Raw genomic sequence first — 17,663 nt, 5'->3', positions numbered from 1 at the left:
TTCAGTCCCGGTCGAAGTTCCGCCGCGGTGCGCCGTCACGCCGGCCACCCTGTCGCTGGCGGGGATCCCGCATCCGCTGCCGGGGGACGCCACCGTCGACCCAGCGGGTGGAACCACCCTCCGACCACCGCGCGGGGGCCCGTCGGGCCCGCACCGCCAGCCGCAGCGACCGCCGTGACCGCCGGGTCCGCGGTGTCCGCCGGTTGTCCCACAGCTCGGGGTGCGCCGCCAGGTACCGGTACCGCGCCGCCGCCCACGGGATGTGCGCCAGGTACACCGCCAGCCCGATCAGCGCGACCACCCGGGGCAGGAACACGAACGTCACCAGCGCGAACACCAGGATGACGATCAGCGGCACGAACGCCTTCGGTGGCACCCGGATGGACTTCAGGGCGATGGTCGGGAACCGCGACACCATCAGCAGCCCGACGCCGACCGACCAGATCGCGACGAGCCAGTGCGGCAGCGTGAAGCCGTCGAACTGGACGTAGACGAGGATCGGCACGATCGCCAGCAGGGCCCCGGGCGGGGACGGGATGCCGGTGAAGAAGTTCTTCTCGAAGGGCTTGGGCTCGGTGTCGTCGAGCAGCGAGTTGAAGCGGGCCAGCCGCAGGGCGGTGCACACGGCGTAGACCAGCGAGCCGCCCCACACGAACCACAGCTCGTCGACCATCAACGTGTCCGTCTTGTCCTGCCAGATGTAGAGCAGGATCGCCGGGCAGATGCCGAAGTTGGACAGGTCGGACAGCGAGTCCAGCTCGGCGCCGACCCGGCTGCTCGAGTTCAGCAGCCGGGCCGCCGGGCCGTCGAGCGCGTCGAGCACCGCGGCGACCCCGATCATCACCATCGCGGTCATGAACTGGCCCTGGGTGGCGAAGACGACGCTGGTGAGGCCGGTGGCCAGAGCCAGCGCGGTGATCGCGTTGGGCAGGAAGCGGACGCCCGGGACCGCGGGCATCAGGCCGGGGGGACGAGGTGGGCGAGCACCGTCTCGCCGCCGATGGTGCGCTGCCCGACGACGACCTCCAGCGGGGTGCCCGACGGCAGGTAGGTGTCCAACCGCGACCCGAAGCGGATCAGCCCGTAGGTGTCGCCGGCGCGGGCGACATCCCCCTCGCGGACGTCGCAGACGATCCGCCGGGCGATCAACCCGGCGATCTGGGTGACCACGACCTGGGTGCCGAGGACCGCGTCCTCGATCAGCAGCGAGTTGCGCTCGTTGTCCTCCGACGCCTTGTCCAGGTCCGCGGACAGGAACTTCCCGGGCCGGTAGGCGACCGCGGTGACCACCCCGCTCATCGGGATGCGCTGCACGTGCACGTCCAGCACGGTGAGGAAGATCGACACCCGCAGCCGCGGCTCGCTGCCCAGGCCCAGCTCCGCGGGCGGCGCCGCCGTCTCGATGAGCGACACGATCCCGTCGGCGGGCGCCACGACCAGACCCGGCTTCGACGGCGTGACGCGCACCGGGGCGCGGAAGAACAGCGTGCAGGCGGTGGTGGCCAACAGCCCGACCCGGGTGAAGGTGCCGCCGGCCCGGTGCAGACCCACGGTGCGCAGCAGCTTCCGCCCGGCCAGGGTGCCGGCGAGGGCGCCGCCGATGACGGGGAGACCGCCGCGGTGGATGGGCGGTACCGCCTCCCGCACCAGGCCCAGGATGTGGACCGCACGTCCTCGTGTGTCGTCGGCCATCTCGGTCGGGAAGTCCTTTCCTGGGGCCGGCCGCAGCGTTCGCCACCGGCTCGGCGAAACCCCCACGATAGTCGCCGGTGTGACGATCTCGGTGACCCGCGCGGCGGGAGCGCGGAACGCGCGCGCGGCCCGGCCCACTAGGTTTCATGCATGGACACTGCGCGTACGGGGGTTGATCCGGGTCGCGGTGTGGTGATGCCGATCGGCGGCGCCGAGGACAAGGTCGGCCGGATGACGGTGCTGCGTGAGGTGGTCCGGCTCGCCGGTGGCCCCGCCACCCGCCTGGTGGTGATCTCCACCGCGTCCTCGTTGGGTGACGAGATCACGCACGCCTACCTGCAGCTGTTCGCGGGCCTGGGGGTCACCGAGATCGTGGGCATCCGGCCCGAGAGCCGGCAGGAGGCCGCCGATCCGGCGTTGGTCGCCGCGGTCGAGGCGTGCACCGCCGTGTTCATGACCGGCGGCAACCAGGTCAAGCTCGCCACCCTGCTGGTCGGCACGCCGCTCGGGAACGCGATCGTCGCCGCGTCCGAGCGCGGCGCGCTGATCGCCGGGACGTCGGCCGGCGCCAGCATCTGCAGCCGGCACATGGTGTCGTTCGGGCCGGGCGGCACCACCCCCAAGTTCCGGATCTCGCACGTCTCCGAGGGGCTGGGCCTGCTGGCGGACGTCATCGTCGATCAGCACTTCACCCAGCGGAACCGCTTCGGCCGGCTGCTGGCGCTGGTCGCGGCCAACCCGGGGCAGCTCGGCGTCGGCATCGACGAGGACACGGCGGCGGTCTTCCGGCCCGACGGGGTGCTGGAGGTCAAGGGCCGCGGCGTCCTGACCATCGTGGACGGCTCCGACCTGGTCACCACCGCCTACACCGCGACCGGCACCCAGCCGTTGATGATCTCGGGCCTGAAGCTCCACTCGCTGCCGCGCGGGGCGAAGTTCGACCTGCTCACCCGGACCTTGATCAGCGCCCCCGGGCTGCCGGTCGAGGATCCGCTGCGGCCGGCGGTGACGACGCTGGACGACGTGCCCGCCGGGACCCGTCCGCAGAGCCGCCGGATCGCCGCCGAGGGCGCCCACGTGACCACCGAGCAGCTCCGCCGGCGCTGACCCGCCCGGTGCACGCAGGTCGCAGCCGACCGGGTGCACCCCCCGGGTTAGGGTGCTCGGCGATGGCCGTCGGGTCCCGCGTGCGCGCCCTCAGGCCCCGCACGTCCCGTCGAGGAAAGGTCGTAGCGACGTGTCCGAGCTCCCCCGCGAGATCGCGATCCGGGAGGTCCGCGTCTACCGCGGACCGAACTACTACTCCTACGAGCAGTCCATCCACCTGACGGTGGATCTGCAGGCGTTCGAGGACGAACCGACGAACCTGCTGCCCGGTTTCACCGAGCAGCTGATCACCCTGCTGCCGGGGCTGCACAGCCACCAGTGCAGCCGCGGGCACGACGGCGGCTTCGTCGAGCGACTCGAGGAGGGGACCTGGCTCGGGCACGTCACCGAGCACGTGGCGTTGGAGCTCCAGCGCACCGCCGGGCACGTGATGACCCGGGGCAAGACCCGGTCGGCCCGCGAACGCGGCGTCTACAACGTCATCTTCGGGTTCATGGACGAGACCGTCGGCACCGCGGCCGGCCGGCTCGCGGTGCGGCTGGTCAACCACCTCGCCAACCCCGAGCACGAGCTCGACTTCGTCGACGAGCACGAGGCCTTCCTCCGGATGAGCCAGCGGGTCGCCTTCGGGCCGTCCACGCAGGCCATTCTGGACGAGGCCATCACACGCGACATCCCGTGGCAGCGGCTGAACTCCGCGTCGCTGGTGCAGCTCGGACAGGGTGTCCACCAGCACCGGATCCGGGCCACGATGACCTCGATCACCAGCTCGCTGGCGGTCGACATCGCCTCGGACAAGGAGCTGACGAACCGGCTGCTGGCCGCCGCCGGGCTGCCGGTGCCGGCGTCGGATGTGGTCCGCACCGCCGACGGCGCCGTGCAGGTCGCCCGCCGCATCGGCTACCCGGTGGTGGTGAAACCGCTGGACGGCAACCACGGCCGCGGGGTGGCCATCAACCTGACCACCGACGACGAGGTCCGGGCGGCGTTCGAGGTGGCCGCCGACGAGTCCCGCCGCGGGCCCGTCCTGGTCGAGTCGTTCATCACCGGCAAGGACTACCGGGTGCTGGTGGTCGGCGGGAACATGATCGCCATCGCCGAGCGGGTACCCGCGCACGTCATCGGCGACGGCCGCAAGACGGTCGCGGAGCTCGTCGAGGACACCAACGCCGACCCGCGCCGCGGGGTCGGGCACGAGAAGGTGCTCACCCGGATCGTGGTCAACGACGCCGCCGTCGAGCTGGTGGCGAGCCAGGGACTGGCGATGACCGACGTGCCGGAGTCCGGGAAGCAGGTGCTGCTGGCGCTGACCGCGAACATGAGCACCGGCGGCATCTCGATCGACCGCACCTACGAGGCGCACCCGGACAACGTCGACATCGCCGAGGAGGCCGCGAGGGTCGTCGGTCTCGACATCGCCGGCATCGACTTCATCTGCCCCGACATCACCCAGCCGGTCCGTGAGACCGGCGGCGGCATCTGCGAGGTCAACGCCGCACCCGGCTTCCGGATGCACACGCACCCGACCATCGGCGAGCCGCAGTACGTCGCGAAGCCGGTGGTGGATCTGATGTTCCCGCCCGGGGCGCCGTCGCGGATCCCGATCGTCGCGGTGACCGGCACCAACGGCAAGACCACCACCAGCCGCATCATCGCCCACATCTTCAAGGGCATCGGCAAGAAGGTCGGCATGACCTCCACCGACGGCGTCGTCATCGACGAGCGGCTGGTCATCCGCTCCGACGCGTCCGGCCCGCGCAGCGCCCGGATGGTGCTGCAGAACCCGCGCGTGGACTTCGCGGTGCTCGAGGTCGCACGCGGCGGCATCCTGCGGGAGGGCCTGGGCTACGGCCGCAACGACGTCGCGGTGGTGCTCAACGTCGCCCCCGACCACCTCGGGCTGCGCGGCATCGACACGGTCGAGGATCTCGCCCGGGTCAAGCAGGTCGTCGTCGAGGCCGTGCCGAAGAACGGCGCGGCGGTGCTCAACGCCGACGACCCGCTGGTCGCGGCGATGCGGCGGGCCTGCTCGGGGGAGATCGTCTGGTTCTCCATCAAGCCAGACAACCGGATGATCGACGACCACTGCCGGCGCGGCGGGAAGGCCGTCATCCTCGAGAAGGGCGAGCTGGGCGACCAGATCCTGCTGGTCCACGGTCGCCGCCGGATGCCGCTGGCCTACACCCACCTGCTGCCGGTGACGTTCGCCGGCCGGGCGATGTTCAACGTGCAGAACGCGATGGCCGCGGCGGCCGCGGCGTACGTCGCGGGCGCGCACCTGCACGACATCCGCAGTGGACTGCGCAGTTTCACCCCGTCGTACTACCAGGCGCCCGGCCGGATGAACCTCACCGAGGTACAGGGTGTGCAGGTCGTCGTGGACTACTGCCACAACGTGCCCGCCATGGAGGCGCTCGGCGGCTTCGTCGACAAGTTCTTCGGCGACCTGCAGGCGTGGGAGCGGCCGCAGAAGATCGGCGTCATCGCCACCGCCGGTGACCGCCGGGACCAGGACATGCGCGACCTCGGCTACGAGTCCGGCAAACACTTCGACCGGATCATCGTCCGGGAGGACGAGCGCACCCGGGGCCGCAAGCGCGGCGAGACCGCGGCGCTGATCGTCGAGGGGGCGCTCAAGGCCCGCTCGGAATCGTTGCGGGTGAAGGAGATCGAGACCGTGTTGGACGAGATCGACGCCACTCGCGCCGGTCTCGCCCGCGCCAACCCGGGGGACCTGGTGGTGCTGTGCGTCGACCGCGCCCGCGCCGTCTGGGACGAGCTGCAGCTGATCGGCAACAAGGCACAGGCCGGCACCGACGACTGAGCCGCCGGGTCACCCGGGCCGCCGGGTCACCCGGGCCGCCGGGTCACCCGGCGTCGGCCGGACCCGGCGTCGGCCGGACCCGGCTCGGTCGGACCCGGCTCCGGTTGGACCCCGGCTCCGGTTGGACCCCGGCGTCGGTCGGACCCCGGCGTCGGTCGGACCGGGCTCGGTCGGACCCGGGCTCCGGTCGGACCCGGGCTCCGGTCGGACCTCGGCTCTGGTCGGGCCCCGGCGCGGTCGGACCCGGGCTCGGTCGGACCCCGGCTCCGGTCAGCGCCCGGGGACGGTCACGTAGGTGGGCAGGTCGATGGCGTCGGCGGGTGGGGAGAAGATGCGCCCACCGGCCCTGCCGAGTGCCTTGGCCACCGGGCTCGCGGCGGCCCGGAGCACGGTGTGGAACACCGCGATACCGGCCCGGGTCTGCGGGTTGGCCAGCCGCGGCGTGCCCGGTGGCAGCTTCTGTGCCTGGTCGACGTAGGGCCGCATGATCGTCTCGTAGGCGGCGAAGGCGTCGGCCGGCTCCGCGTGCGCGGCGAGCTCGCCCGCCAGTACGTACGCCCCGACCAGGGCCAGCGTCGTGCCCATGCCGCTGACCGGCGACGGGCCGTAGGCGGCGTCCCCGACCATGCCGATGCGGCCGTCCGACCACCGCGGGGCGTGCACCTGGGAGACGAACTCCATGTAGACCTCGGCGCCGTCCATCGCGGCCAGCAACCGCGGGGCCTCCCAGCCCACGTCGGCGAAGGTCTCCCGGAAGGCCCGCTTCTGGGTCTCGAGGTCCTTCTCCTCGAGGCCCGTCGGCTCGGAGATGAACTGCAGGGTGGCGCGTGCGGTGCCCAGGTTGTCGGGCCGCAGCGTGATCGACCGACCGCCCGGTGCGTTGTACCAGCGCCACCAGGGCACGTCGGACTCCGTCTTCGGCACGGTCAGGTAGGCCATGTACATGCCGAGCGGTTTGATCCGCGGCTCGTCGCCGAAGACGGTCCGGCGGGTGCGGGAGCGCAGTCCCTCGGCCAGCACGACGGCGTCGAAGGTCCGGTCGCCGCCATGCTCGAAGGTGACGTGGACGCCGTCGCCGGTGTCGTCGAGAGCGGTGATGCTGTCGCCGAACAGGTACTCGGTCCCGGTGGTGTGCTCGGCCAGGATGCGGGTCAGCTCGCCGCGGAGGATCTCGACCTCGGCCGTCGGGCCGGTGGAATCGTCGGTGCTGGCGGGGAACTCGGCGACCACGCCGCTGTCGCCCAGGAACCGCGTTCCCCGCTCGCCGGTGGTGGCGGCCCTGACCTCGTCCTCGAGGCCCATCCGGCGCACCACCTCGCGACCCGCGCCGCGGATGTCGATGTTCTGCCCCTCCGGGCGCAGCGCCGGGGCGCGCTCGACGACGGTCGTGTCCCAGCCGTACCGGTGCAGCCAGAACGCGAGTGCGGGACCGGCGACGCTGGCGCCGGAGATGAGGATGCTCGGCACGGTGTCTCCTGAGAACGGGTGTCGTTGGATTCTGTCCAGACGGCGCCGCCGGCAAACCGTCAGCGCGGAACGGCGGCGTTGATGGCGTCCACCAGTGGGCGCGGCTCCGCGACGCTGAGGAACAGCCGCTGGTACCGCTCCCCGGTCAGCTCGACGACGACCGTGCGGCCGGGAGTGCTGACGTTCCAGAACGACAGCGCCCCGCCGCGGGAGAAGGTGCCCGCCCACTTACCGGGCAGGTGCAGCCCGGGCCGGCGGAAACCCTTGGGCTCGGCGTTGGCGCCGGGGTCGAAGGTGGCGCCGCGGACGTGGGCCAACGGGATCTCCAGCCGTCGGGTGAACGACCAGGGGTTGTCCAGGCCGCGCGGCTCCACGCGCAGGATGCCGTCGGTGAGGGTGACGGTGTTCATTGGGGTCCTTTCTCGAGGTGGGCGCGGGCCAGCAGTCGCCCGCCGAGAACCGTCGCGGGATCGTCGAACCGGGCGAGGACGTCGGCTACCAGGCCGCGGACCTCGTCGTCCCGGGGGGCGAGTTCGAGGGTGGCCACCAGGAGCAGGTCCAGGGCGGCCGGGGTCGGCGGGTGGTCGAGCTCGCGCAGTGCGGTGACGAACAGGCCCCGTTTGCTGCCGAAGGCCTGGTACAGGCTGCCCCGGTGGAGGCCGGTGCACCGCACCAGATCGTCGACCGAGGTCCCCTCGTAGCCGGTGTCGAGGAAGGCGGCGGCCGCGGCGCGGACGACCTCGGTGCGGTCGAAGGTGGGGGTGCGTCCCATGTCCTCATGGTGCCTTTTGTTGAACGCTTGGTCAAGAACGATCGGTCAACAATTTCGCCGGCTCCGGCGGTGCGGCAGGATCAGCCCATGACCTGTGTGGGGCGGGACCGGCCGTGCTGATCGATTCGATGGCGCCGGTGCTCATGGTGCCGTTGGTGGTGGTGCTGGCGCCGCTGCTCGCCGCGCTCGTGGGGCGGGTCGTGCGGGTGCCGCTGGTGGTGTTCGAGGTGGTGCTCGGGCTGTTGATCGGGCCGGCGGTGCTGGGCCTGGCGCCCACCGACGGGTTCGTCGACGACCTGGCCGAGGTCGGGCTGGCGATGTTGTTCTTCTTGGCGGGCAACGAGATCGACTTCCGGCAGATCAACGGCCGACCGCTGCGGCGGTCCGTCACCGGATGGCTGGTCGCGGTGGTGCTGATGGTGGGCGCCGGCCTGCTGGTGGCCGGGAACGCAGCCGGTGCGGTGTATCTGGGCGTCGCGCTGACGAGTACCGCGCTGGGGGCGCTGGTCCCGCTGCTGCGCGACGCCGGAGAGATGCGGACCCGGTTCGGCACGGCGGTGGTCGCGGTCGGTGCGGTCGGGGAGTTCGGCCCGCTGATCGCCATCTCGGTGTTCCTGTCCGGGCGCGATCCTGGGGTGGCGACGGTCGTGCTGCTGGCGTTCGTGGCGGTGACCGCGGTGGCGATCTGGTTGGCCGGCCGGGCGACTCACCGTGGGGTGCACCGGCTGATCAACGCGACCCTGCACACCAGCGGACAGTTCGCGGTGCGGCTGGTGGTGCTCGTGCTGGCTCTGCTTGCGGGCCTGAGCTACGTGCTGGGGCTGGACATGCTGCTGGGCGCGTTCGCCGCCGGGGTCCTGATGCGGCTGGTGCTGCGCAACGCCCGGCCGGCCGACGCCGTGCTCGTGCAGTCGAAGCTGGAGGGGCTCGGCTTCGGGTTCCTGGTGCCGGTGTTCTTCGTGCACACCGGGATGACGTTCGACCTCCGGGCGTTGCTCGACGACGGGCGGGCGCTGGCCCTGCTGCCGGTGTTCGTGGCGCTGATGCTGGTCATCCGCGGCGGGTCGGGCCTGCTGACCGCACCCCGGGGGGCGCCCCGGACCGACCGGCTGGCCCTGACCCTGCTCACCGCGACCGGCCTGCCGATCATCATCGCGGTCACCGCCATCGGGGTCGAGCGCGACGAGCTGACCGCCTCGCTCGCCGCGTCGATGGTCGGCGCCGGGATGGTGACGGTCCTGCTCTTCCCCCTCCTCGGGTTGCTGGCGCGGGGGCGGAGCCGGGGGGAGGCGCCGGTGCAGACAGAGCCCGCGACCGACCAGGGGACCTGACCCTGCGCGGAGGACGTCGACGGCAGTGCGGACAATCCGGCGCAAACGGAGCGAACCTCCGTCGACGCTGGCATTCTCGACAGATGACGTCCGCCGCGTTGCGCAAAGGCCAGAACCGTCCGCTCACCGACGGCACGGGCGAACCGTGTTCTCGCGTCCAGGTGATCCTTCGGTGGAGTGATCCGGATTCCACAGCGGACGTCGACATCTCCGCACTGTTGCTCGGTCCCGACGGCAAGGTCCGCTCCGACGAGGACCTTGTCTTCTACAACTCCCCGGTGGGCGCCGACGGAGCGGTGCGTCTGGTCGGAAAGACGGAGTCGGAGGACGGCAGCGAGGATCGCGTGGCGATCGACGTCGAAGCCCTGCCTGCGTCGATTCATCAGGTGGCGATCGCCGCCAGCCTCCAGCACGACGACGGACTGGGCTTCGGTTCGTTGGGTGGTCTCAGCCTGACCGTGCTGAACCACGCGGGTGAGGAGCTGTTCGGTTACGACATCACCGATGCCAGCACCGAGACCGCCTTCGTCTTCGGTGAGCTTTATCTACGCGCCGACCAGTGGAAGTTCCGAGCCGTCGGCCAGGGCTGGGAGGCAGGGCTGGCGGGGCTCGCCACCGATTACGGCATTTCCGTCGACGCCTCGGACGCCGGAGCCGAGGTCGAGACAGGGACAGTTCTGAGGTCCGCCGTTACCGGGCCGGAGGACGAGGCGGTGCACGCAGAGGCCGGCTCGGGTGGTCCCACCGTGGACCCGATCGAGGACCTTTCCTTCGGGGACACCACCGCGACATCGGCCACCGACGGTGCGAGCCAGGACCTGGTGGTCGAGGACGGCACCGCTCCGGCCGAGATCGCCTCGATGGCGGCTCCGTCCGGTGATCCCGAGGTGGACAGCGACGAGGTGTCCGCGGACTTCGCCGCCGTCGTCGAAGAGGTGCCAGCAGCGGTCGTGCCCACCGCAACACCGGTCCGCCGGAATGCGTCCGGCGTTCGGACCCAGAAGCCGAAGCCCAAGCCCGCCGCGCCGCCGCCGTTGACACTCGGCGGTCCGAACTGGCATGCCGCACGCCTGTTCTCCATCTATGGCGTCGGCGCTCAGGAGGAGCAGGAGAAGCGGGCCACCTCGGCTCTGCTGGCCTCGGCAATGGCCGTCAAGGAGTTCGGTCGCACGTTGATCTCCCGGCTGGGTGGTCCGGCCGGAACCATCGAGTGCTATCAGGAGGTGTCGTTCAAGCTCGGGGACCGCACGGTGGTTCCCGACGGCGTGATCGTCGCGGCAGGACGCGGTGGACGCGTCTGGACAGCCCTGCTCGAGACCAAGACGGGCGCGAATGCCCTGAGGCCCGACCAGGTGGAGGCCTACGTCGACGTCGCGGTCAGCCGTGGGTTCGACGCGGTGGTCACTCTGTCCAATGAGATCGCCATCATCGGTGGGGACCATCCCGCGGCGGTGGACCGCAAGCGTCTGAAAAAAGTTGCTCTGCATCACCTGTCGTGGGCCGAGGTGCTGCACGAAGCGCGCATGCAGGCCGTGCACCGCGGCGTCGAGGACCGTCATCAGTCGTGGATTCTGCACGAACTCATCCGCTACCTAGAACACCCCAAGTCGGGAGCGGCCACCTTCGACGACATGGGACCTGCGTGGGTCCCGGTGCGCGAAGCGGTGCGAACAGGAACGCTGCGTGCGGCCAACGCCAAGATCGGGGACGTCGTGCGGTCGTGGGACCGCCTCACCCAGCATCTGGCCATGAGGTTGACGAGCGACCTCGGCGTTCCGGCCTGGGTCGTGGTGTCGCGGGCGCTCAGTGCTGACGCCCCGGCACGCCAGAAGGACGCGGTGGCCACAGTCCTCAGGGATGGAACGCTGCAGGCCCACCTCCGCATCCAGCGCGCCGCGGGTGTCCTGCACGTCGTCGCGGACCTGAAGGCCAACAAAGTCCACGTGTCGGTGGACCTCGACGCCCCGCGCGAGGGTGGCGCCAGCCGCAGGGTCAACTGGTTGTTACGACAGCTGAAGACGGCCCCGGACGATGTCTTCGTCGAGGTGCTGTGCGCGAAGAAGGATCAGGCGGCAGCGGAGCACCTGAAGAACCTGCGGGACGACAATGCGGCGCTTGTACCGGATTCCGCTGCGGACGTCCGGTCGTTCCGACTCAAGAAGAGTTTCCCCATGGGTCAGAAGCGCAACGGACTGCAGGGCGGTTTCGTGACCAGCGTCAACGCCGCAGTCGACCGGTTCTACTACGACGTCGTGCAGGGCATCAAGCCGTGGGTCAAGCCTGCCGCCAGGCTGCCGGCGGACGTGGCCGAAGAAGCTGCGGAGACCATCGAGGGGCTGGACCGCGCCGCCGCCGAGATCGCAGACAGCGGGTCGACCGTCTGAGAGAACCCTCGCTCGAACTACTCGAGCAGCCACACCTCGACGGGGTCACCCGGCTCCAGGCGGGTCTCGTTCTCGGCGATGACCAGCATCGAGTCGGCGCCGGCCAGCCAAGACAGCAGGTGCGACCCGGGTCCGCCCCACGGTTTCACGGTGTGCGCGGCGCGGTCGAACACCGCCCGGCGGAACTGACGCCGCCCGGCGGGGGAGTCGACCGCCTCGGCCAGCGGCACCCGCGACACCGTGCGCGTCTGCACCGCCGAACCCATGGCACGCAGCAACACCGGCCGCAGGAACACCTCGAACGACACGAACGCCGACACCGGATTGCCGGGGAAGGTCACGACCGGCACGCCGGCGAAGCGGCCCGCCCCCTGCGGTCCGCCCGGCTGCATCGACACCTTGGCGAACTCCACGCCCTGACCGGTCAGCGCGTCCTTGACCACTTCGTAGGCCCCGGCGCTGACGCCGCCCGTGGTCACCACCACGTCCACGCCGTCCAGCGCCGCGGTCAGTGCGGCGGTGAACTGCGCCGCGTCGTCCGGCACGAACTGCAGCACCCGGGCGTGCCCGCCGATCGCCCGCACGGCGGCCGCCAGCATCACCGCGTTCGATTCGAAGATCTGTCCAGGCCCCAGCGTGCCGCCCGGTGCCACCAGCTCGGAACCCGTCGACAGGATCAGGACTTCGGCCGCTCGGACGACGTCGACCTCGGCGACCCCCAGGGCCGCGGCCACCGCCAACTGGGTCGGGCCCAGTGTGGTTCCGGCGCGCAGTACGACACCTCCCGACCGCACGTCCTCGCCGTGCCGGCGGATGTGCACGCCCGGCTGCGGCGCCGAGCGGATGGTCACCTCGCGCACGCCGGCGTCGGTCAGCTCGACCGGCACGATCACCTCGGTGCCGTCGGGGGTCGGAGCACCGGTCATGATGCGGGCTGCGGTGCCCGGTGCCAGTGGCTCCGGCGACACCGAGCCGGCCGGGATGTCCACCGACACCGGCAGGGTCACCGGCAGCGTCGCGAGATCGGCGGCGCGGAGCGCGTACCCGTCCATCGCCGAGTTGTCGAACGGCGGGAGATCGATCGGCGCGACCAGATCCCCGGCGAGCACCCGGCCCTGCGCATTGGCGAGCGGTAGTCGAGCGGCGCCCAGGTCGGGCAGCAGGGCGTCGACGATCCGGCGGTGTTCCTCGACGGTACGCAGGGAGGTCATTCGTTCGGCTCGGCCGGCGGCCGGTGTGCCGACGCCAGACCCCTGACGACCTCCACCGCCGCCGACGGGGCCATCCCGCGCGCCACCGCGAGCCCCAGCAGATAGGTGGTCAACGGCCCGGCGACGCGGGCCACGTTGTGCGCGACGTCGCGGGTCACGTCGAGCAGGTCGGTCCGCAGGTCGGCGGGAACCGCGTCGGCGGGCAGTTTCAGCGCCGCGGTCGCCTCGCGCAGCCAGTCGTCGAGTGTGCTCACCCGGCCAACCTAGACCGGCAGCCCGTCGGTGCCCCAACGGCCGTCGAGACGGCGGGGGACAACTCTTTCCCCGGCGGTCGACGAAGAGCTAGAATCGAACACATGTTCGATAAGCTGACGCCGGGGGGCGAGACGGGCACGGTGACGGTGCCGGCGCTGATCGCCGCGCTGGGCCGGAGGCTGCAACCCGCCCAGGACGAGGTCGGGCAGCACACGGCGGCCGAGCTGATCGACCTGATCGGTGCGCTGGAAACGCTCAAGTCGGTGGCGTCCGCCGCGCAGGCGCACTTCACCGCCGAGTTCGCCGCCTTCCGTGAGGCCGAGCTCGCGCCGCTGAAGGCCCGCGACGACGACCGGGGCGCGGCGGTGCGCCGTGACATCGGCGCGCAGATCGGTCTGGCCCGCCGGGTCAGCCCGCGGGTGGGTGCCCGGCTGGTGGGACTGGCCGAGGTCCTGACGACCGAGATGCCGTCGACGATGGCGGCGTTGCGCGGGGGGCGGATCGACGAGTACCAGGCCCTGCTGGTCGTGGCGGAGACGGCGACCCTGAGTCGCGAGCATCGCGCGAAGGTGGACGCCGAACTGGCGGCCCGGCTGGGGACCCTCAGTCCTGGCCGGGCCCGGTCCGAGGCAGCGCGTATCGGCTACCGGCTCGACCCCGATCAGGCCGTGCGGCGTGCGCGGAAGGCCGTCGGTGACCGGTGCGTCACGCTGCGGCCCGCGCCCGACACGATGACCTACCTGACCGCACTGCTTCCCGCGGTCCACGGGGTCGCCGCCTACGCCGCGCTCACCCGGCATGCGGCTTCCGCGACCGCTTCCGGGGATGCGCGCGGCAGGGGTGCGCTGATGGCGGACGCACTGGTGGCTCGGCTGGTTTCGGTGCCGTTAGTCGGGGTGCCATCGGTCGGTGTTGGGGCGGTCGCCCGCGCCGGTGCTGCCATGGCGACCGGCAGTGCCGCTGTGACTGTCTCCGCCGCGGCGACCGGGAGCGCCGCCGGGATCGGTTCGGCCGCTGCGACCGGTTCCGCCGCCGGGACCGGCGATGCCGCCAGGACCGGGCGTGCGTCCGGCGCAGAGCCGCTCGCCGTGCCGGCAGTCCTCGGACAGGACGAGCGAGGGGCCGACGGTGAGCCGTCCAGCGCCGAGCTCGGCACCGCCGACGACACCGGTCCGGCTGGGTTCCTGACCGAAGGGCTGCCCGACATCCCGGCGGGCGTGCAGCTCGAGATCCAACTGCTGATGACCGATCGCACGCTGTTCAGCGACGACCCGGAGCCCGCGATCCTGGCCGGCTTCGGGCCGGTGCCTGCGCCGCTGGCCAGGCATCTCGCGCGGGGCGGTGACCCGCACACCACGACCTGGGTGCGGCGGCTCTACGCCGACGCCACCGGCAGGATTGCCGACGCGGACAGTCGCCGCCGTCTGTTCTCGCACCCCGCACGACAGGTCCTGGTGGCGCGCGACCAGGTCTGCCGCACTCCGTGGTGCGGGGCACCCATCCAGCACGCCGATCACACGCAGGCGCACGCCCGGGGCGGGGTCACCGCGCTGGGCAACGGCGCCGGACGGTGCGCCGCCTGCAATCAGATCAAGGAGGCGCCGGGCTGGAGCATGACGACGGATACCGAGGGGGCCATCACCACCGCCACCCCGACCGGGCACCGGTACCGCAGCATCCCGCCGCCCGCGCCCGGTTCAGCAGCCCGGCACGGCGACGGTCTACCTTCCGCCGCCCGGACCGCCCGGACCGCCTGATGCGCCTACGCGTCTCGCGGCACCCGTCCCAGCGCCTGTCCCAATCACCGCTCGGCGACGGCCTCGCGCCCACCGCCCGGACCGCGTGATGCGCCGGCGCGTCTCGCGGCACCCGTCCCAGCGCCTGTCCCGACCACCGCTCGGCGACGGCCTCGCACCCACCGCCCGGACCGCGTGATGCCCCTACGCCCGTCCCGACACCCGGTCGAGGATCTCCCCTGGTGTCAGCTCATGGCCCCCCCGGGTGGTGATCTCCTCGACGCTCTCGATGCGCTGCTCCAGGGTGCACACGGCGATCGCCGATCCCGGTGGCAGGCCGGCGTCCAGCACCGAGCGGATCGCGGTCAGCTCGTCGGCGAAGTCCGGCACGTCGACCACGCCGGCCTCGGTGGCGCCCGACCGCCACAGCTCGGCCATCTCGCCCGGCGCGCGGCCGCGCAGGTACTTGGCCTTGTCCGCGATCAGCACCCGATCCGCGTGCCGCGCGGCGATCGAACCCATCGCGTGGATCGCCTCGTCCGGACGGTCGCCGGCCGTCCCGACGATCGTCACCAGCTCGCCACCCGGCCGGCGGAATGCGCCGCCGACCTCCAGCAGCGAGGCCAGCGAGGCCTCGTTGTGCGCCAGATCGAGGATCACCACGGTGCTGTCGTCGACCGAGTCGCCCACCAGGTAGCAGTTGAGCCGCCCGGCGTTGTGGGCCGCGTCCCCGGCGAAGGTCGAGAGCCCGGCCCGCACCGTCGTCAGGTCGCAGCCGATGCCCAGCGCCGCGGCCGTCGCCGCGAGCACGTTGGCCAGGTTCACCCTGGACGCTCCGCCCAGGGTCAGCGGCACCCGGGCCACCGCGATCACCCGCACCGGATCGAGGCCCCGCTCCAGCACGACGATCTCGCCGTCCAGCACGGTGATCCCCCGGCCGCCGGCGTCGAGCACCTCGGCCAGCCGTGGGTTCTCGGGATCGGTCGCGTACAGCCAGACCCGGGCCCGGGTCACCCCCCGCATGGCGTAGACGAGGTCGTCCTCGCCGTTGAGCACCGCCCAGCCGGTGGGTCGGGTGATCCGGGGGACCACCGACTTGACCTCGGCGAGCTGCTCGACGGTGTGCACCCCCAGCGTGCCGAGATGGTCGGCGCTGATGTTGGTCACCACCGACACGTCGTTGACCGCCAGCCCGATGCCGCGGAGCAGGATGCCACCCCGGGCGGTCTCGGTCACCGCGACCTGCACCCTGGGGTCCTCGAGCACCCGGGCGGCGCCGCCCGGCCCGGACCAGTCGCCGGTCTCCACCACCTCGCCGTCGATGACGATGCCGTCCGTCGACGACCACCCGGGGATCCTGCCACCGGTCCGGACCAGGTGCGAGATCAGTCGGGTGGTGGTGGTCTTGCCGTTGGTGCCGGTCACCGCGATCACCGGGATGGCCGGACGCAGCGGCCGGGTCACCGGGCCGACCGGAACGTCCCGGAGGCGCTGCCGCGCGGCGGCGACGGCCGTCTTCGGGTCGGCGCCCTGCACGGTGACGGCGCCGAACGCCGCCGCGACCGCCTCGCCGAACGCCTCCGCCAGATCCTGGTGCTTGAACGGGAACGCCGCCACCACCGTGTCGTCGTCGCCGGGACGCCCCACCGCGGGCACCCGCCGCCGGATCCCCGCGGCGATCCGCCGCACCAGGGCCGCCGCGAGCTCGGCCACCGCCCGCGCGCGGACCTCGGAGCCGGGCAGGCCCACCGCCGACGCCGTCGGCGCGATCGCCTGCTGCCACCCGAGCATGACCGCGGCGTCCGCGGCCAGCGCCGCCGACGCGTCCAGGGTCAGCTTCACCGCGGGCCGGGTGAAGTACAGGTTCGGTCCGGTCAGCACCCGCAGTTCGACGGGGGCGATCTCGGAACCGGGGGAGGCTGCCGTCATGGCGGTAACCCTAATGGGGGCATCTGGGCTGGTCCGCGGCCCGCCTCCCGCCGGTTGAGGACCGGCCGCCCTAGCCTCGACGGCCATGGGGGACGGGGCCGAGCTGGCCGGGACGGCGCTGGGCGACTACGCCCTCGGGGACGTCCTGGGCCGCGGCGGGATGAGCACGGTCTACCGGGCGCGGGACCGACGGTCCGGCGACGAGGTGGCCTGCAAGGTGATGCACCCCCGCGTCAGCGCCGACCCGGCGATCCGGGCCCGCTTCGCCCGGCAGGTCTGCGCCATCGACCATCCCAACGTCATCCCCATCTACGAGATCGGGGAGGCCGCCGGCCGGCTGTTCGTCGCCATGCGGCTCGTCGTCGGCAGCGATGTACAGACCGCGCTGCGCTCCGGCGGGCTCCGGCCGGTGGGGGCCATGGGGATCTTCGGTCAGCTGTCCGGCGCGCTGGCCGCGCTGCACCGGCGCGGCTTGCTGCACCTGGACGTCAAACCGGCCAACGTGCTGCTCGCCCGCGACCGCCCTGACCATGTCTTCCTGATGGACTACGGCCTCCAGGACGCGGCCCCGGACGCCCGGTCGGACTTCGTCGGCACCCCGAACTACGCCTCCCCGGAGCACCTGCGCGGCACGTCCATCGGTCCGAGCAGCGACGTCTACTCGCTCACCTGCGTGCTGTTCGCGCTGCTCGCCGGCCGGCCACCGTTCGCCGGACGGCTCACCGAGGTCATCGGCGGACACCTGCGCGGACGGGCGCCGTCGCTGGCCGCGATCACCGGCCTGCCGGACCGCATCGACCGGGTCATCGCCGCCGGTCTGCACACCGATCCGGCCCGTCGGCCGGCCTGCCCGGAGGAGCTGGCCGACGCGGCCCGGACGGCCCTCGCCGGCTGCTGACGGCACCGTCCCGACACCTCCTGTTTTCTTGCACTCGATGGGTGAGAGTGCTAAACC

At 72.1% G+C, this 17,663-nt stretch carries 14 protein-coding genes; 6 read left to right on the top strand and 8 right to left on the bottom strand.

Annotation, left to right across the window (positions count from 1 at the left end; translation table 11 throughout):
* Position 1: 1 nt before the first annotated feature.
* Together DB033_RS15640 and DB033_RS15635 are read right to left on the bottom strand one after the other, a co-directional pair.
* Positions 2–958: a CDP-alcohol phosphatidyltransferase family protein gene (locus DB033_RS15640; protein ID WP_111767845.1), complete on the bottom strand. Its 957-nt coding sequence runs from the start codon at positions 956–958 to the stop codon at positions 2–4.
* Positions 958–1,692, bottom strand: coding sequence for a phosphatidylserine decarboxylase (locus DB033_RS15635; RefSeq protein WP_111767844.1), 735 nt, complete (start codon positions 1,690–1,692; stop codon positions 958–960). Before DB033_RS15635 ends, DB033_RS15640 begins: the two co-directional genes overlap by 1 nt.
* A 150-nt stretch (positions 1,693–1,842) precedes the next feature.
* Here DB033_RS15635 and DB033_RS15630 point away from each other — a divergent pair, with 150 nt between their 5' ends.
* Together DB033_RS15630 and cphA are read left to right on the top strand one after the other, a co-directional pair.
* The gene (locus tag DB033_RS15630) at positions 1,843–2,799 is read left to right on the top strand and encodes a cyanophycinase (RefSeq protein WP_111767843.1); all 957 of its coding nucleotides are present in this window, start codon (positions 1,843–1,845) and stop codon (positions 2,797–2,799) included.
* A 130-nt stretch (positions 2,800–2,929) separates the two neighbouring features.
* The gene (gene cphA / locus DB033_RS15625) at positions 2,930–5,623 is read left to right on the top strand and encodes a cyanophycin synthetase (protein ID WP_111767842.1); all 2,694 of its coding nucleotides are present in this window, start codon (positions 2,930–2,932) and stop codon (positions 5,621–5,623) included.
* A gap of 270 nt (positions 5,624–5,893) precedes the next feature.
* Here cphA and DB033_RS15620 read toward each other — a convergent pair whose 3' ends face one another.
* From DB033_RS15620 to DB033_RS15610, 3 genes are read right to left on the bottom strand one after another with little or no spacing between them, the layout of a single operon-like run.
* Entirely contained in the window at positions 5,894–7,090 is a 1,197-nt protein-coding gene (locus DB033_RS15620) for an FAD-dependent monooxygenase (protein WP_111767841.1), read from the bottom strand.
* 59 nt (positions 7,091–7,149) lie between these two features.
* Positions 7,150–7,500, bottom strand: coding sequence for a hypothetical protein (locus DB033_RS15615; protein WP_111767840.1), 351 nt, complete (start codon positions 7,498–7,500; stop codon positions 7,150–7,152).
* Positions 7,497–7,862 carry a TetR/AcrR family transcriptional regulator gene (locus DB033_RS15610; protein WP_111767839.1) on the bottom strand — a complete coding sequence of 122 codons (366 nt, stop codon included), beginning with the start codon at positions 7,860–7,862 and terminating at the stop codon, positions 7,497–7,499. Before DB033_RS15610 ends, DB033_RS15615 begins: the two co-directional genes overlap by 4 nt.
* Before the next feature lie 113 nt (positions 7,863–7,975).
* Between DB033_RS15610 and DB033_RS15605 the strand changes: the two genes are divergently transcribed.
* Entirely contained in the window at positions 7,976–9,193 is a 1,218-nt protein-coding gene (locus DB033_RS15605; RefSeq protein WP_240615931.1) for a cation:proton antiporter, read from the top strand.
* An 83-nt stretch (positions 9,194–9,276) separates the two neighbouring features.
* Positions 9,277–11,577, top strand: a complete 2,301-nt coding sequence (locus DB033_RS15600; RefSeq protein WP_111767838.1) for a TerD family protein — start codon at positions 9,277–9,279, stop codon at positions 11,575–11,577.
* A 17-nt stretch (positions 11,578–11,594) separates the two neighbouring features.
* On the opposite strand, the gene DB033_RS15595 is transcribed toward DB033_RS15600, so the two are convergent.
* Positions 11,595–12,779, bottom strand: a complete 1,185-nt coding sequence (locus DB033_RS15595) for a molybdopterin molybdotransferase MoeA (RefSeq protein ID WP_205844002.1) — start codon at positions 12,777–12,779, stop codon at positions 11,595–11,597.
* Between the two features lie 5 nt (positions 12,780–12,784).
* A complete protein-coding gene (locus DB033_RS15590; RefSeq protein WP_205843937.1) occupies positions 12,785–13,042 on the bottom strand; it encodes a DUF6457 domain-containing protein in 258 nt (85 codons plus the stop codon).
* A 102-nt stretch (positions 13,043–13,144) separates the two neighbouring features.
* Here DB033_RS15590 and DB033_RS15585 point away from each other — a divergent pair, with 102 nt between their 5' ends.
* On the top strand, positions 13,145–14,800 hold the full coding sequence (locus DB033_RS15585; protein WP_111767836.1) for an HNH endonuclease: 1,656 nt from the start codon (positions 13,145–13,147) through the stop codon (positions 14,798–14,800).
* Between the two features lie 183 nt (positions 14,801–14,983).
* Here DB033_RS15585 and DB033_RS15580 read toward each other — a convergent pair whose 3' ends face one another.
* Positions 14,984–16,708, bottom strand: coding sequence for a Mur ligase family protein (locus DB033_RS15580; protein ID WP_111767835.1), 1,725 nt, complete (start codon positions 16,706–16,708; stop codon positions 14,984–14,986).
* Positions 16,709–16,793: 85 nt separating this feature from the next.
* On the opposite strand from DB033_RS15580, the gene DB033_RS15575 reads away from it, so the two are divergent.
* Complete coding sequence (locus DB033_RS15575) at positions 16,794–17,606, top strand: serine/threonine-protein kinase (RefSeq protein WP_111767834.1); 813 nt, start codon at positions 16,794–16,796, stop codon at positions 17,604–17,606.
* Positions 17,607–17,663 lie beyond the last annotated feature (57 nt).

Source organism: Nakamurella deserti, from assembly GCF_003260015.1.
Classification (GTDB): Bacteria; Actinomycetota; Actinomycetes; order Mycobacteriales; family Nakamurellaceae; genus Nakamurella; species Nakamurella deserti.
This window is presented reverse-complemented; position numbering and strand designations above follow the sequence as displayed.

Bases quoted from the DNA above. Each gene is read 5' to 3' on its own strand.
- DB033_RS15635 (WP_111767844.1), bottom strand. From the start codon at position 1,692: ATGGCCGACGACACACGAGGACGTGCGGTCCACATCCTGGGCCTGGTG.
- DB033_RS15575 (WP_111767834.1), top strand. From the start codon at position 16,794: ATGGGGGACGGGGCCGAGCTGGCCGGGACGGCGCTGGGCGACTACGCC.
- DB033_RS15585 (WP_111767836.1), top strand. From the start codon at position 13,145: ATGTTCGATAAGCTGACGCCGGGGGGCGAGACGGGCACGGTGACGGTG.
- DB033_RS15640 (WP_111767845.1), bottom strand. From the start codon at position 958: ATGCCCGCGGTCCCGGGCGTCCGCTTCCTGCCCAACGCGATCACCGCG.
- DB033_RS15610 (WP_111767839.1), bottom strand. From the start codon at position 7,862: ATGGGACGCACCCCCACCTTCGACCGCACCGAGGTCGTCCGCGCCGCG.
- DB033_RS15600 (WP_111767838.1), top strand. From the start codon at position 9,277: ATGACGTCCGCCGCGTTGCGCAAAGGCCAGAACCGTCCGCTCACCGAC.
- DB033_RS15580 (WP_111767835.1), bottom strand. From the start codon at position 16,708: ATGACGGCAGCCTCCCCCGGTTCCGAGATCGCCCCCGTCGAACTGCGG.
- DB033_RS15630 (WP_111767843.1), top strand. From the start codon at position 1,843: ATGGACACTGCGCGTACGGGGGTTGATCCGGGTCGCGGTGTGGTGATG.
- DB033_RS15615 (WP_111767840.1), bottom strand. From the start codon at position 7,500: ATGAACACCGTCACCCTCACCGACGGCATCCTGCGCGTGGAGCCGCGC.